Below are 13850 nucleotides of genomic sequence, written 5' to 3' on the forward strand. Positions count from 1 at the left end.
GAGGGGACCCGCGCCATCGGGCCTGGCTTCTGGGTGGGGGAGATGGCGCCTAATTTACCCCAGCGGACCATGGCGGGGGCCATGTGGGGGCATGCGAAAGGCCCCGGGGCGTGATATTCCTCGCGGAATGCGCGTGCAGATGCCCTGTTTCTGCGCAGAACCGTTCAGTCCACGTGCACCGGCAGCGCGATGCGCCCGCGCAGCACGCGCTCGAAGTGGGTCGGGTCGTGCGGGGTCAGCATGGAGGCCTCGCGCGGCAGGTAAAAATCCCACAGCCGCGAGATCCAGAAGCGCAAGGCGCCGGCACGCAGCAGGGCCGGCAGCAGTTCGCGCTCGGCAGCCGTGAGGGGGCGCACGGCCTGGTAGGCGTCCAGCATGCGCCGGGCGCGCGCGGCGTCGTGCGTACCGGTGGGCAGGTCGATGCACCAGTCGTTCAGGCACACGGCCAGGTCGAACAGCCAGGTATCGACGCCGGCAAAGTAGAAGTCGAAAAACCCCGTGAGCTCCTCGCCGTCGAACATCACGTTGTCGCGGAACAGGTCGGCATGCACCGGCCCGGTGGGCAGCGCCGTGTAGGCCGAAGAGGCCGCCACATGGTTCTGGTAGGCAAGCTCCGAGCGCAGCAGGGCTGCCTGGCTGGCATCGAGGTGCGGAAGCACCACGGGCACGGTCTCGTTCCACCACGGCAGGCCGCGCAGGTTGGGCTGGTGGCGGTCGTAGCCGCGCCCCGCCAGGTGCATGCGCGCCAGCATGGTGCCCATGGCGGCGCAGTGCACCGGGCCGGGGGCCAACTGGCTCTTGCCGCGCAGCTTGCTGACCACGGCGGCCGGCTTGCCGCACATGCTGTGCAGGATGTCGCCGTTGGCGTCAGCGCGCGGGTCGGGCACGGGCACGCCGCCGTGTGCCAGGTGCTTCATCAGGTGCAGGTAGAACGGCAACTGCTCGGCCGTCAGGCGCTCGAACAGCGTCAGTACGAACTCGCCCTGGTCGCTGGTGAGGAAGTAGTTGGTGTTCTCGATGCCGCCTTCGATGCCGCGCAGCGCGACCAGCTCACCCAGGTGCAAACGGCGCAGCAACTCGCGCGCCTCATCATTGGAGACTTCGGTAAAAACGGCCATCGCTCAGCAGGGGAAATGCGGAAAAAATCCGGAGGAAAAAGCGGGAGCAGGGGGCGCAGCACCCCCGGCCAGGCATCAGAACTTCAGGACGTTCCAGACCCGGGGGCCGGTGTTGGTCTCGGCGCCGTTGAGGGCCCCGGTGCGGCCGCGCGCGCCGTCGGGGGACTGTACTTCGTAGCTGGGCATGTTGCCGGTCTTGGGTTGCACGTTGATGCTCTGCGTCTGGCCGCCCACACGCACCTCGTCGACGCGGCTGCCCGCGTCCTCGATCTGGATGCGTTCGGTGCGCTGGTTGTTGCGCCCTGACAGGGACTCGGGCGTGGTAAGTGCCTCGCCTTGCCGGGGGGCGCCCGCAGGGGCATTCTGGCCGCCGGTCTGGGCCAGTACGGGGCCGCAGGCCAGAGCCAGCAGCAGGGAGAGATGAACAGCGCGCATGCATCCATTGTAGAGCGCGCCGGGCGGCGGTGGTGCGCGGCCTTTGGCCGTGCACAATTGCCCCCATGAGCAATAAAAAGACCCTGGTGCTGGTGGACGGCTCCAGCTACCTGTACCGTGCCTACCATGCCATGCCCGACCTGCGTGCCGTACCGGGCGACTCCACGAGCGCGGCCACGGGCGCCATCCGCGGCATGATCAACATGATGCAGGCCCTGCGCAAGGAGGTGCATGCCGACTACGCCGCCTGTATCTTCGACGCCAGCGGCCCCACCTTTCGCGACGAGATCTACCCCGAGTACAAGGCGCAGCGCGCGCCCATGCCCGACGACCTGCGCTCGCAGATCGATCCCATCCACGACGTAGTGCGCATGCTGGGCTGGACGGTGCTGGCCATTCCGGGCGTGGAGGCCGACGATGTGATCGGCACCCTGGCCGTGACCGCTGCCAGCCAGGGCATCGACGTGGTGGTCTCCAGCGGCGACAAGGACCTGTCGCAGCTGGTGGACGAGCACATCACCATCATCGACACCATGAACGGCAAGCGCCGCGACGTGGCCGGCGTGACCGCCGAGTTCGGCGTGCCCCCGCACCTGATGGTGGATTTCCAGACCCTGGTGGGCGATACCGTGGACAACGTGCCCGGCGTGCCCAAGGTGGGCCCCAAGACCGCCGCCAAGTGGCTGATGGAATACGGCTCGCTGGCCGAACTGGTGGCCCGTGCCCACGAGATCAAGGGCGTGGCCGGCGAGAACCTGCGCAACACGCTCGACTGGCTGCCCACCGGCCGCAAGCTGGTGACCATCCGCACCGACTGCGACCTGGTCGAGCACATCGTGGGCCTGCCCGCGCTCGACGCCATCGTGATCGGCGAGCAGCAGGTCGATGGGCTGCGCGACTTCTATGAAAAGTACGGATTCAAGGGCCTGGCGCGCGCGCTGGGCTCACCGGCCGAGCCGCCTGCTGCACAAGCCGCTCCCGCCGCGCGCAAGAAGGCCGGCGATACCGACACCGCCGACCTGTTCGCCGAGCCTGCAGAGGGTGGGGTAGATGGTGCACAGGTCGCTGCCGAAAAGCCGCCCCGCAATGAGCGCTACGAGACCATTCTGACCTGGGACCAGTTCGACCGCTGGCTGGCCACCCTGCACGTGGCACCCCTGACGGCGCTGGACACCGAAACCACCTCGCTCGACGAGATGCGCGCCGAGATCGTGGGCATCAGCTTCAGCGTGGAGCCTGGGGCTGCGGCCTACATTCCGCTGCGCCACGAGGGCCCCGATGCGCCGGTGCAACTGCCCTTCGACGAGGTGCTGGCACGTCTCAAGCCCTGGCTGCAGGACCCGCGCCACCTGAAGCTGGGCCAGCACATCAAGTACGACCGCCATGTGTTTGCCAACCACGGCATCGAGGTGCAGGGCTACGCGCACGACACCATGCTGCAAAGCTACGTGCTCGAAGTGCACAAGCCCCATGGCCTGGCCAGCCTGGCCGACCGGCACCTGGGGCGCAGCGGCATCGGCTACGAAGACCTGTGCGGCAAGGGCGCGCACCAGATCCCCTTTGCGCAGGTCGATGTGGCCAAGGCCGCCGAATACTCGTGCGAGGACTCCGACCAGACCCTGGACGTGCACAAGGCCCTGTGGCCGCTGCTCGAAGCCAATGACAAGCTGCGCTTCATCTACGAACTGGAGATGGCCAGCAGCGAGGCCCTGTACCGCATCGAGCGCAACGGCGTGCTGATCGACGCGCCCACGCTGGCCAACCAGAGCCATGAGCTGGGCCAGCGCATCGTGCAGCTCGAAACCGAGGCCTACGAGATCGCGGGCCAGCCCTTCAACCTGAGCAGCCCCAAGCAACTCGGCGAGATCTTCTTCGACAAGCTCGGCATGCCCGTGGTCAAGAAGACCGCCACCGGCGCGCGCAGCACCGACGAAGAGGTGCTCGAAAAGCTGGCCGAGGACTACCCCCTGCCCGCCAAGCTGCTGGAGCACCGGGGCCTGGTCAAGCTCAAGGGCACCTACACCGACAAGCTGGCCCAGCTGGCGCTGCCGCGCACGGGGCGGGTGCACACGCACTATGCGCAGGCCGTGGCCGTCACCGGGCGGCTGTCGAGCAACGACCCGAATCTGCAGAACATCCCCATCCGCACGCCGGAAGGCCGGCGCGTGCGCGAGGCCTTCGTGGCGCCCGCAGGCAGCGTGATCGCCAGCGCCGACTACTCGCAGATCGAGCTGCGCATCATGGCCCACATCAGCGGCGACCACTCGCTGCTGCATGCCTTCCATGCCGGGATGGACGTGCACCGCGCCACCGCCGCCGAGGTGTTCGGCGTGGAGGTGGACCAGGTCACCAGCGAGCAGCGCCGCTACGCCAAGGTCATCAACTTCGGGCTCATCTACGGCATGAGCAGCTTCGGCCTGGCCAAGAACCTGGGTATCGAGACCAAGGCCGCGGCCGCCTATATCGACAAGTACTTCCAGCGCTACCCTGGCGTCAAGCAGTACATGGACGAGACCAAGGCTGCTGCCAAGTCCATGGGCTATGTGGAGACGGTGTTCGGCCGGCGCCTGTACCTGCCCGAGATCAATTCCCCCAACGGCCCGCGCCGCAGCGGTGCCGAGCGCGCCGCCATCAACGCCCCCATGCAGGGCACGGCGGCCGACCTGATCAAGCTGGCCATGGTGGCCGTGCAGAAGGAACTCGACGCGCACAAGCCCGGCATCAAGATGATCATGCAGGTGCACGATGAACTGGTGTTCGAGCTGCCCGAGGGCGAGGTGGACTGGGTGCGCAGCCACATCCCGCGCCTGATGGCCGAGGTGGCGGCGCTCAAGGTGCCGCTGCTGGCCGAGGTGGGTGTCGGCCCCAACTGGGACAAGGCACATTGAAAAGCCGCGGCGCTGGCGCGTTCATTGCAAGGTAAAAAGGCATGCGCCTTCGCCACATTGAAGTCTTCAACGCCGTGATGCTCACCGGCAGCGTGAGCGCTGCCGCACGGCTCATCAACGTCACCCAGCCGGCGGTGAGCCGCATCCTCGCGCATGCAGAGCTGCAGCTCGGGTTCGCGCTGTTCCACCGGCTCAAGGGCCGCTTGGTGCCCACCACCGAGGCACAGACCCTGTACCCGCACATCGAGCGCCTGTTCACCCAGCTTGACGACGTGCAGCGCCTGGCCGCCAGCCTCAAGGGCGACGGGCGCGAGGGCGAGCTGCACATCCTGAGCGTGCTGGCACTGAGCTACGAGGTGCTGCCGCGCGCGCTGCGCAGCTTTCGCGCGCTGCACCCGGACGTGGGCATCACCATCGAGGCACTGCACTCGCCGCAGATCGTCTCGGCCCTGGTGCTGCAGGAGGCCGACGTGGGCTTCGTGTTCAGCTCCATCGCCCACCCCTCGCTGAGCCAGGAGCACATTGCCGACGGCTACATGGTCTGCGTGGCGCCCAAGGGCATGCTGGCCCCCGCGCTGGTGCGCTCGGGCACCGTGCACCTCACCGACCTGGCCGACACCCCGGTGGTGCGCCTGGACGTGCGCGACCCCATCGGCACCGTGGTCAGCCATGCCTGCCGCGAAGCGGGAGTAGGGTTGCGCACGGCCATCACGGTGCAGACCTACCATGCCGCGCTGGCGCTGGCACGCCATGGGCACGCCGTGGCATTGGTGGATGCCTGCACCGCTGCGTCCGCCGACCGCAGCCAGGTGGATGTGCTGGCATTGGCGCCGCACATCCCCGTGCCCATCCAGTCGCTGCGCACCGTCAACCGCCCGGCCTCGCTGCTGGCCAGCGCCATGACCGCCTGCATGCGCCAGGCCGTGGCCGAGACCATGGCGTCTGCCCCGCAAAGCCCCGCGCCCTGAAGGGGGTCAGCCCGCGAGCAGTTCGGCCACCCGTGCCGCCGTGCCGAAAGCCAGGGTGAAGCCCAGCGCCCCATGCCCGGTGTTGAGCACCAGGTTGGCCGGTGCGCCCGCGTGGCGCCCCACCACCGGCAGGCCGGTGGGGGTGGCGGGGCGCATGCCGGTCCAGGGCCGGGTCGCTTCAAAATCGCTGCAGTGCGGGAACAGCGCGCGTGCGGCAGCGCACAGGCTTTCTATGCGCTCGGGCGGTATGCGTGTGTCGTGCCCTACCAGCTCGGCCATGCCCGCCACGCGCAGGCGCTGGCCGATGCGCGCAAACACCACCTTGCGCGCCGCGTCGGTCACGCTCACCTGCGGTGCCGCCCCCGGGGCATCGCTGGCATCGAGCGTGATGCTGTAGCCCTTGAGCGGGTACACCGGCAGGTGCACGCCCAGCGTGCGCGCCATGCCATGGCTCGCGCTGCCCAGGGCTAGAACGAAGTGGTCGGCCTCCACATTCCCCAGGCGGGTGCGCACCGCCTGGATGCGGCCCTGCCCGGTGGCAAAGCCCTGGATATCGGTACCCAGCAAAAAGCGCACACCGCGCGCGGCCAGCAGGGTGTGCAGCCCCTGGCATACCTGCAGGCAGTCGGCCGCGCACTCGCTCTGGGTGTAGATGGCGCCCGCGATGCGGCCCTGGTAGTGGGCCAGCGCCGGCTCCAGTGCCACACAGCGTGCGGCATCCACGGCTTCCTGCAGGCTGCCGAAGGCGCGCTGCAGTTCCATCTGCCGCCGGGCTGCGCCCAACGCATCGGCAGTGCCGTAGAGCACCAGCTTGCCGGTGGCCGAGAAGTCGCATGCCAGTTGCTCGGCCTGCAGCATGGCGTCGAAGCGCTCCCGGCTCAGCGCGGCCAGGGCCAGCAGCTTGGCCGTGCTGCGCGCCGAGGTGGTGCGGTTGCAGGCGGCCAGGAACTGCAGGCCCCAGCGCCACTGGTGCAGGTCCCACTGCGGGCGCAGGGACAGGGGCGAGTCGGCCGAGAAGAGCAGGCTGGGCAATTGCCGCCAGATGCCTGCGTCGGCCAGGGGTTGCACATAGCTGTAGCTCAGCTGCGCGCCATTGCCGCCACTGGCCCCTTCGCCGGGTGCGCCCCGGTCGATCACGGTGACCTCCATGCCGCGCTGGCGCAGCGCGTATGCGGTGGCCAGCCCCACGATGCCCGCGCCCAATACACATACCTGCATGCTCTTTGCTTTGGTTGGTTGCTCTGGCGGCCACTGTAGAAGCCGGCGCCGGGTTTGAACAATGCCGTTGCGCATGGGGGCCATGACGGGAGGTTATGGGGCGGGTATGCCCCAGGCATAACTTTCCGGCATGGCCTCCCCGGTGAAATGAATTGTTCAAAGCGCGGGCAAGTTCCTACAGTGCGTTCACGCCTTGCCTTTTTCTTTCTCCTCATCCACCACCTCACGAAGGGAATTCCATGCGACTGTCCGCCGTCACCCGTGCCGCCCTGCTGGCCACCGGCCTCCTGGCCTGTTCCATCGCCAGTGCCGACACGCTCAAGAAGATCGCCGACACCGGCAAGATCACGCTGGCCTACCGCGAGTCGTCCGTGCCCTTTAGCTACCTGGCAGGCCCGGGCCAACCTGTGGGCTTTGCGGTGGATATCTCCAACGCCGTGGCCGATGCCGTGAAGAAGCGCCTGAACAACCCGGCCATCAAGGTCGAGCTGCAGCCCGTCACCTCGCTCAACCGCATCCCCCTGGTGCAGAACGGCACGGTGGACCTGGAATGCGGCTCCACCACCAACAACAGCGTGCGCGGCAAGGACGTGCAGTTCGCCACCAACTATTTCTATACCGGCACGCGCCTGCTGACCAAGAAGAGCTCGGGCATCAGGGGCTTCGGCGACCTGGCCAAGCGCAAGATCTCCACCACCTCGGGCACCACCAATGCCCAGGTGGTGCGCAAGTACGACCGCGACAACAAGCTCGACATGGAAGTGCTGATGGGCAAGGACCACGAGGATTCGCTGCTGCTGGTGGACACCGGCCGCGCCGAAGCCTTTGCCATGGACGACATCCTGCTCTACGGCCTGATGGCGAATGCGCGCAACCCGGCCGAGTGGGACGTGGTGGGCGACGCGCTGCAGGTCGAGCCCTATGCCTGCATGCTGCGCAAGGACGACCCGCAGTTCCAGGCCCTGGTCAACGGCGTCATCGGCGGCTTGATGAAGTCCGGCGAGTTCGAGAAGCTCTACACCAAGTGGTTCATGTCGCCGATCGCGCCGCGCGGCCAGAACCTCAAGCTGCCCATGGGCAAGGAGCTGCGCGACAACCTCACGGCCCAGAGCGACAAGCCGGCCATCTGACGGGAGCCACCGAGCATGTTGGCAAGCCATCGCCCCGCCACGCAGACGGTGGGCATCCTGGGCGGCATGGGGCCGGCCGCAGGCGCGGACTTCGCGCGCCTGTTCGTGCAGGCCTGCGGCGAGCGCATGGCGCAGCTGGGCATTCCCGTGCACGACCAGGCCTACCCGGAGCACTGGCTGGCGCAGGTGCCCATCCCCGATCGCACGAATGCCCTGGGGGATACGCGCCAGGGCGCGCACCAGCCCGCCGAGCCCATGCTGCAGGCCACCGGCCGGCTGGCTGCGCTGGGCGCGCGCGCGGTGGCCATTGCCTGCAACACCGCCCATGCCTGGCATGGTTTGCTGCAGCAGCGCTTTCCGCAGCTGGTGGTGCTGCATGGCGTGCAGGAGGTGGTGGCCGGCCTGGCGGCGCGCCAGGTGCGCAGCGTGGGCCTGCTGGCCACGCGCGGCGCCTATGACGCCGGGCTGTACCAGGGCGAGCTGGAGCGGGCGGGCATCGCCTGCTGCCTGCCCACCCTGGCCGAACGCGAAGAGCTCATGCAGGGCATCTACGACGGGGTGAAGGCGGGCGACTATGCCCTGGCGCGTGGGCGCTTCGGGTCGGTGGCCCTGGCGCTGCAGCAGCGCCATGGCATCGGCACCCTGGTCATGGGTTGCACGGAGATACCCCTGGCACTGGAGGAAAGCCCGGCGCTGCCAGGCTTGTCGCTGGTCAATCCCTCGGCCGTGCTGGCGGCTGCGCTGGCGCGCCAGGCCTACCTGGTGGACACGGTGCCGGCAGCCGCCTGATTCCGGGCCTTCCCCCCTCGGCAGTGCGGCTGCCGTTGCTCCCGCAAGCCCGCGCTGCACAGGCCGGCTGCCCCTTTTCAAGGTGATCTCGACATGACTTTGGCATCCCATGCGTTGTGGAGCCGCCGGTGCGCCCGCATGCCTGCGCAATGGGCCCTGTGCCTGCTGGCCGCAGCGGCAGGCAGCGCGCCAGCGCAGATACCGCCCCCTGCCACCGCCAAGCCGCCCGGCGGTGCGCTGCACCGCATCCAGGCACGCGGCAGCGTAGTCATCGGGCACCGCGAATCGTCAATGCCCCTGTCCTATGTGGCCGATGGCGTGCCCATGGGCTACAGCGTCGATGTCTGCCGGAGCATTGCGCAGGCACTGGGCCGGCATCTCCAGTTGCGCGAGACCCGGGTGGACTACCGCCAGGTCACGTCCAGCACCCGGTTCGACGCCATCGAAAAGGGCGAGGTCGATCTCGAATGCGGCTCCACCACCAACACTGCGGCACGCCGCCAGCGCGTGGCCTTCACCATCCCGCACTTTGTCGCGTCCTCGCGCATGGTGGTGCTCAGCAGCCAACCCTACGAGCGCATCGAGGACCTGGATGGCAAGGTTGTGGCGTCGACCACTGGCACCACCAATATCGACTCGCTGGCGAAGGAGGCGGTGGCCAAGTCCGTGCGTATCCGCGTCGAGCCCGCGCCGGACCACGCGCAGGGCTTTGCCTGGGTGGTGCAAGGCAAGGTGCAAGCCTTTGCCATGGACGATGTGCTGCTGTTCGGCCTGCGCGCCAGCCACGGCCGGCCCGAGGACCTCAAGGTGATCGGCAAGCCCATGACCATCGAGCCCTACGCGATTGCCTTCGAGAAGAACAACCCCGAGCTCAAGGCGGTGGTGGATGCGGAGCTGCGCCGCCTCATCCAGACGCGGGAGCTGCACCGCCTCTACGGCAAATGGTTCACCGCGCCCATCCCGCCGCGCGGCATCAACCTGGGCATGCGCATGCCGCACCTGCTCGTGGATTCGCTCAAGTACCCGACCGACTACGTCCCCCAGTAGGCAAGGGGGCAAAAGGCCGTCCAGAAGGTGCGGCGTTGGCAGCTGCCGCGCAAACCGCCTAGACTGCGCGCTCGCCCTGTCCCATTTACCCATTGGAGATCAACGATGCTGAGCGACGACCACCGACAGGATACCGAGGCCCTGCTGCCCGGCCGTACCACCGAAGCCGGTGCCACGCGCCGCCTGGCCCTGCAGACGGCCATCGGCCTGGGCTATGCCGCCGCCGCCGCGCCGCTGATGGCGCAGACAGCCATCGCCACCCCTGCCGATGGCCTGACGGCGGGCGAGATCAGCTTCACCGTGGGCGGCTTCAAGGTGCCCGCCTACCGCGCGGCGCCCGCAGGCAAGACCGGCCTGCCCGTGGTGCTGGTGATCCAGGAGATCTTCGGCGTGCACGAGTACATCGCCGACACCTGCCGCCGCTTCGCCAAGGCCGGCTACCTGGCCATCGCCCCGGATCTGTATGCGCGCCAGGGCGATGCCTCCAAGTACACCGAGGCCGCCAAGCTCATGGCCGAGATCGTCTCCAAGGTGCCCGATGCGCAGGTGATGGCCGACCTCGACGGCGCCGTGGCCTGGGCCACCGCCAACGGTGGCGACGCTGCGCGCATCGGCATCACCGGCTTTTGCTGGGGTGGCCGCATCACCTGGCTGTATGCAGCGCACGGCCCGGTCAAGGCCGGCGTGGCCTGGTATGGCCGCCTCGTGGGCCAGGCCAGCGACCTCACGCCCAAGCACCCCGTGGACATCGCGCCCATCCTCAAGGCGCCGGTGCTCGGCCTGTACGGTGAAAAAGACACCGGCATCCCTCTTGACACGATTGATAAGATGAAGGCTGCCCTGGCCGGTGGCACTGCCGCCGCCAAGGCTTCGGAATTCGTGGTGTACCCTGACGCGCCGCATGCCTTCCATGCCGACTACCGCCCCAGCTACCGCAAGGAAGCGGCCGACGATGGCTGGAAGCGTGCACTGGCCTGGTTCAAGGCGAACGGCGTCGTCTGACCGACCGCTCTCCTACAATCAGCCGCCCCTGCATTCAAGGGGCGGCTTTTTTTGAGCCTGTGGTGCCACCCGATTGACATACAAATCAATCCCTCTCGCTCAATGGACGGGCACGTAAAGCTATGACTCTGATAGCAATCATTTTGGCCACCCTGGCTGCCGGTATCGGCAGCGTGTGGCTGGCTGCGCTGCTCATGCGCATGGGCCTCGGCGGCCGCACGGACAGCGTGGGGCCCCAGCACCTGTTGAGTCTGGCGGCCGGCGCGCTGCTGGCCACGGCTTTCATGCACCTCTTGCCCGAGGCCTTCGAGAGCCAGGCCGGAGCACACGACCTGTTCGCCACGCTGCTGATCGGCGTGGTCTTCTTCTTCCTGCTGGACAAGGCGGAGCTCTGGCACCACGGGCATGAGCACAGCCACGCGGCGCCGGAACCGACCCCGCACGCGGAACACGACCATGCCCATGGGCATGAGCACCACCATCATCACCACGGTGCCCCGCGCACGGGCGGCTGGGCCGTGCTCACGGGTGACAGCGTGCACTGTTTTGGTGACGGTATCCTGATCGCATCGGCCTTCATGGCCGACATCCGTCTGGGCATGATCGCCGCCGTCTCGGTGCTCGCGCACGAGGTGCCGCACCACATGGGCGACCTGGTGGTGCTGCGCCAGACCAGCCCCAACCGCCGCATGGCGCTGGTCAAGGTGTCGCTGGCGGGCGCCGTCACGGCACTGGGCGGCCTTGTGGGCTACTACCTCGTGGGGCAGTTGCAGGACCTGCTGCCCTACTTCCTGGCCGTGGCATCGAGCAGTTTCATCTACGTGGCCCTGGCCGACCTGATTCCCCAGCTGCAAAAGCGCCTGTCCGCGCGCGAGACCGTGGCCCAGATTGCCTGGCTGATCGCGGGCATGGTGATCGTCACCCTTGTGAGTGGAGCGGCCCATGCCCATTGAAGGCGCGGAAAAGAACATGGTCACGATCTACCACAACCCCCGTTGCGGCACCTCGCGCAACACCCTGGCCCTGCTGCGGGAGCGCGGGGTGGAGCCCGAAGTCATCGAGTACCTCAAGACCCCGCTGAACCGCGCCGCGCTGCAGTCACTGGTCGCGGCCTTGGATGTGCCCGTTATCGACGTGGTGCGGGCCAAGGAAGCGGCTTTTGCCGAATTGAAGCTGGGCGAGCCGGGTGTGACGGACGCGCAGCTCATTGATGCCATGGTGGCCCACCCCATCCTCATGAACCGGCCCATCGTCGCCACGCCGCTGGGCACACGCTTGTGCCGGCCGGCAGAGACGTTGCTGGAGATCCTCTAACCGCAGGTCAGCGCGCCAGTTCCTCGCGCACGGCCGCCACCTGCCGGCGCGAGACGGTGAGCACCTCCGTCATGCCCTGCAGGCGCACGGCCCAGCCGTCGCCTTCCTCTGGGTCGTAGTGCTTTTCGAGCGCGCGCACGGCGCGCCGCGCCACCAGCGCATTGCGGTGGATGCGCAGGAAGCGCGTGGGGTAGCGCGCCTCCAGCTCGCTCAGCGCGCCGTCCATGATGTAGCTGCGCGTGGCGGTGCGCACCGTCACGTACTTCTGCTCGGCCTTGAAATACAGCACCTCGGCCAGCGGCAGGCGTTCGGTGCGGCCCCGGTCCTGGATCACCAGCGCCTCGCCATCGGCCGCCGAAGCGGCTGCCGGGATGTGTGCCGGCCGGGTGGTGCGCTGCACCTTGGCCAGGGCCTGCTGCAGGCGCTCGCGCCGCACCGGCTTGGTCAGGTAGTCCACTGCATCGAGCTCGAAGGCACTCACCGCATGGTCGGCATGCGCGGTCACGAAAACCACGGCCGGTGGGCGCGCCAGCGCCTGCAGGGCGTGCGCCAGGCCGAGGCCGTCCTGGCCCGGCATGTGGATGTCCAGCAGCACCAGGTCGAAGGCGCTGCCCCCGGTGGGCCCCAGCAACGCCATGGCCTCGCCGGCGTTGCCGGCTTCGGACACGGTGGTGTGCAGTGTCTCGGCGCAGTCGCCCAGCAGGGTGCGCAGGCGGCTGCGGGCCAGGGCTTCGTCGTCAACGATGAGGATGTTCATGGCGCGGCATTGCGGGTAGGAGCGGAAGGAGGCGGGGTGGAGGAGGGCGGCGTCGCGGGCCGGCCATGCCGCCTCGGGCGCCGGGATACGCGGGCCGGTGCGCCCTGCACGGGCAGGGAGATGCGCACCTGGTAGAGGCCATCGAGCACCCCGGCGGTGAATTCGCCCTGCACATCATGCAGCAGGGCCAGGCGCGCACGCACATTGGCCAGGGCGATGCCATGGCCGCGCGGTACGTCGTGGTAGCGGATGTCGCTGGCGGGCAGCGTGTTGGTGATGCGCACCACCACGCGGTTGCCGCGCAGCTCGGTCATCACCTTGAGCTTGCCACCGCGCGGGCTGGGTTCCACGCCGTGCTTGACGGCATTTTCCACCAGCGGCTGCAGCAGCAGGGGCGGCAGGCGGGCGCTGTCGGTGCGCGGGTCCAGGCTCCACTGCACCTGCAGGCGCTTGCCAAAGCGCACCTCTTCGATGCCCAGGTAGCGGCGCGCCAGGGTGATCTCCTCGGCCAGCGTGGTCGATTCGCCCTGCTCGACGAGCGCCACGCGGAACAGGTCGCTCAGGTCTTCCAGCAGCGATTCGGCCTTGGCGGGCTCCTTGCGCACCAGCGCGATCGCGCTGTTGAGCGTGTTGAACAGAAAGTGCGGGCGAATGCGCGACTGCAGCTCGGTCAGGCGCGCCGTGGTGGCCGCCGGGGTGCGCCCGCGCGCACGCAGGACCAGGGCCGCGACCAGCAGGGCCGCGAGCAGCGCCCCCGTGGCGGCACTGGCCACCCAGGGCGAGCGCTCGGCCACACCGGCCAGCGTGAGCATGGCGCAGGCGTACAGGCCCGCCAGTGCCCCCAGGGCCACGCCGGCCGCATACTGCGGGCCGGTGCGCAGGTTCTGCAGCACCGTCTTCAAGCTGCAGGCCGTGATCAGCCAGGCCAGCGTGGCCGGCAGGGCGCCGCCCGTGACCAGGGCCATGCTGGCCAGCCACTGGGCCGGGGTCTGGGCGCCGAACAGGGTGCCCACGCCCACCACGACCTCGACGAACAGCACGGCCCGCAGCACCACGCCGACTTGGCAGGCGTCGAACACCAGCGCCCTTCCGGCAGGGGGCTGGCCACTGCGCGAAGGGCCTCTGGGCGGGTCCGATTCGGCGTCGGGAGGCGGGGTCGATAAAATTTGCGTGTTTTGCATTGC

Annotated in this window: 13 protein-coding genes; 8 read left to right on the forward strand and 5 right to left on the reverse strand. The window is 68.5% G+C overall.

Features of this window, described 5'->3' with window-relative positions; translation table 11 throughout:
• Positions 1-164: 164 nt before the first annotated feature.
• Together ASE28_RS21435 and ASE28_RS21440 are read right to left on the reverse strand one after the other, a co-directional pair.
• Positions 165-1118: a homoserine kinase gene (locus ASE28_RS21435; protein WP_057268403.1), complete on the reverse strand. Its 954-nt coding sequence runs from the start codon at positions 1116-1118 to the stop codon at positions 165-167.
• A gap of 75 nt (positions 1119-1193) precedes the next feature.
• Positions 1194-1553 carry a hypothetical protein gene (locus ASE28_RS21440; RefSeq protein WP_057202039.1) on the reverse strand — a complete coding sequence of 120 codons (360 nt, stop codon included), beginning with the start codon at positions 1551-1553 and terminating at the stop codon, positions 1194-1196.
• 65 nt (positions 1554-1618) lie between these two features.
• Here ASE28_RS21440 and polA point away from each other — a divergent pair, with 65 nt between their 5' ends.
• Positions 1619-4441, forward strand: coding sequence for a DNA polymerase I (polA, locus tag ASE28_RS21445; protein ID WP_057268404.1), 2823 nt, complete (start codon positions 1619-1621; stop codon positions 4439-4441).
• A gap of 41 nt (positions 4442-4482) precedes the next feature.
• The gene (locus ASE28_RS21450; RefSeq protein ID WP_057202041.1) at positions 4483-5409 is read left to right on the forward strand and encodes a LysR substrate-binding domain-containing protein; all 927 of its coding nucleotides are present in this window, start codon (positions 4483-4485) and stop codon (positions 5407-5409) included.
• Positions 5410-5415: 6 nt separating this feature from the next.
• Here ASE28_RS21450 and ASE28_RS21455 read toward each other — a convergent pair whose 3' ends face one another.
• Positions 5416-6627 carry a D-amino acid dehydrogenase gene (locus tag ASE28_RS21455; protein ID WP_057268405.1) on the reverse strand — a complete coding sequence of 404 codons (1212 nt, stop codon included), beginning with the start codon at positions 6625-6627 and terminating at the stop codon, positions 5416-5418.
• A 239-nt stretch (positions 6628-6866) separates the two neighbouring features.
• Between ASE28_RS21455 and ASE28_RS21460 the strand changes: the two genes are divergently transcribed.
• The 6 genes from ASE28_RS21460 (at position 6867) to arsC (ending at position 11909) form a co-directional block, all read left to right on the forward strand.
• Entirely contained in the window at positions 6867-7757 is an 891-nt protein-coding gene (locus ASE28_RS21460; protein WP_057268406.1) for an amino acid ABC transporter substrate-binding protein, read from the forward strand.
• A gap of 15 nt (positions 7758-7772) precedes the next feature.
• A complete protein-coding gene (locus ASE28_RS21465; RefSeq protein WP_057268407.1) occupies positions 7773-8546 on the forward strand; it encodes an aspartate/glutamate racemase family protein in 774 nt (257 codons plus the stop codon).
• Positions 8547-8639: 93 nt separating this feature from the next.
• Entirely contained in the window at positions 8640-9593 is a 954-nt protein-coding gene (locus tag ASE28_RS21470) for an amino acid ABC transporter substrate-binding protein (RefSeq protein ID WP_082608193.1), read from the forward strand.
• A gap of 105 nt (positions 9594-9698) precedes the next feature.
• Positions 9699-10595 carry a dienelactone hydrolase family protein gene (locus tag ASE28_RS21475; RefSeq protein ID WP_057268409.1) on the forward strand — a complete coding sequence of 299 codons (897 nt, stop codon included), beginning with the start codon at positions 9699-9701 and terminating at the stop codon, positions 10593-10595.
• A 122-nt stretch (positions 10596-10717) separates the two neighbouring features.
• Positions 10718-11548 carry a ZIP family metal transporter gene (locus ASE28_RS21480; protein ID WP_057202047.1) on the forward strand — a complete coding sequence of 277 codons (831 nt, stop codon included), beginning with the start codon at positions 10718-10720 and terminating at the stop codon, positions 11546-11548.
• Complete coding sequence (gene arsC / locus ASE28_RS21485; protein WP_057268410.1) at positions 11538-11909, forward strand: arsenate reductase (glutaredoxin); 372 nt, start codon at positions 11538-11540, stop codon at positions 11907-11909. The genes ASE28_RS21480 and arsC overlap by 11 nt, the downstream gene beginning before the upstream one ends.
• A gap of 7 nt (positions 11910-11916) precedes the next feature.
• Here the strand turns inward: arsC and ASE28_RS21490 are convergent, their stop codons facing one another.
• Both ASE28_RS21490 and ASE28_RS21495 read right to left on the reverse strand, forming a co-directional pair.
• A complete protein-coding gene (locus tag ASE28_RS21490) occupies positions 11917-12666 on the reverse strand; it encodes a LytTR family DNA-binding domain-containing protein (protein WP_057202049.1) in 750 nt (249 codons plus the stop codon).
• A complete protein-coding gene (locus ASE28_RS21495; RefSeq protein WP_057268411.1) occupies positions 12663-13847 on the reverse strand; it encodes a sensor histidine kinase in 1185 nt (394 codons plus the stop codon). The genes ASE28_RS21490 and ASE28_RS21495 overlap by 4 nt, the downstream gene beginning before the upstream one ends.
• Positions 13848-13850 lie beyond the last annotated feature (3 nt).

Source organism: Acidovorax sp. Root219 (assembly GCF_001428665.1).
Classification (GTDB): Bacteria; Pseudomonadota; Gammaproteobacteria; order Burkholderiales; family Burkholderiaceae_C; genus Acidovorax.

Coding starts and splice junctions, on each gene's coding strand:
- ASE28_RS21435 (WP_057268403.1), bottom strand. CDS start 1,118: ATGGCCGTTTTTACCGAAGTCTCCAATGATGAGGCGCGCGAGTTGCTG.
- ASE28_RS21440 (WP_057202039.1), bottom strand. CDS start 1,553: ATGCGCGCTGTTCATCTCTCCCTGCTGCTGGCTCTGGCCTGCGGCCCC.
- polA (WP_057268404.1), top strand. CDS start 1,619: ATGAGCAATAAAAAGACCCTGGTGCTGGTGGACGGCTCCAGCTACCTG.
- ASE28_RS21450 (WP_057202041.1), top strand. CDS start 4,483: ATGCGCCTTCGCCACATTGAAGTCTTCAACGCCGTGATGCTCACCGGC.
- ASE28_RS21455 (WP_057268405.1), bottom strand. CDS start 6,627: ATGCAGGTATGTGTATTGGGCGCGGGCATCGTGGGGCTGGCCACCGCA.
- ASE28_RS21460 (WP_057268406.1), top strand. CDS start 6,867: ATGCGACTGTCCGCCGTCACCCGTGCCGCCCTGCTGGCCACCGGCCTC.
- ASE28_RS21465 (WP_057268407.1), top strand. CDS start 7,773: ATGTTGGCAAGCCATCGCCCCGCCACGCAGACGGTGGGCATCCTGGGC.
- ASE28_RS21470 (WP_082608193.1), top strand. CDS start 8,640: ATGACTTTGGCATCCCATGCGTTGTGGAGCCGCCGGTGCGCCCGCATG.
- ASE28_RS21475 (WP_057268409.1), top strand. CDS start 9,699: ATGCTGAGCGACGACCACCGACAGGATACCGAGGCCCTGCTGCCCGGC.
- ASE28_RS21480 (WP_057202047.1), top strand. CDS start 10,718: ATGACTCTGATAGCAATCATTTTGGCCACCCTGGCTGCCGGTATCGGC.
- arsC (WP_057268410.1), top strand. CDS start 11,538: ATGCCCATTGAAGGCGCGGAAAAGAACATGGTCACGATCTACCACAAC.
- ASE28_RS21490 (WP_057202049.1), bottom strand. CDS start 12,666: ATGAACATCCTCATCGTTGACGACGAAGCCCTGGCCCGCAGCCGCCTG.
- ASE28_RS21495 (WP_057268411.1), bottom strand. CDS start 13,847: ATGCAAAACACGCAAATTTTATCGACCCCGCCTCCCGACGCCGAATCG.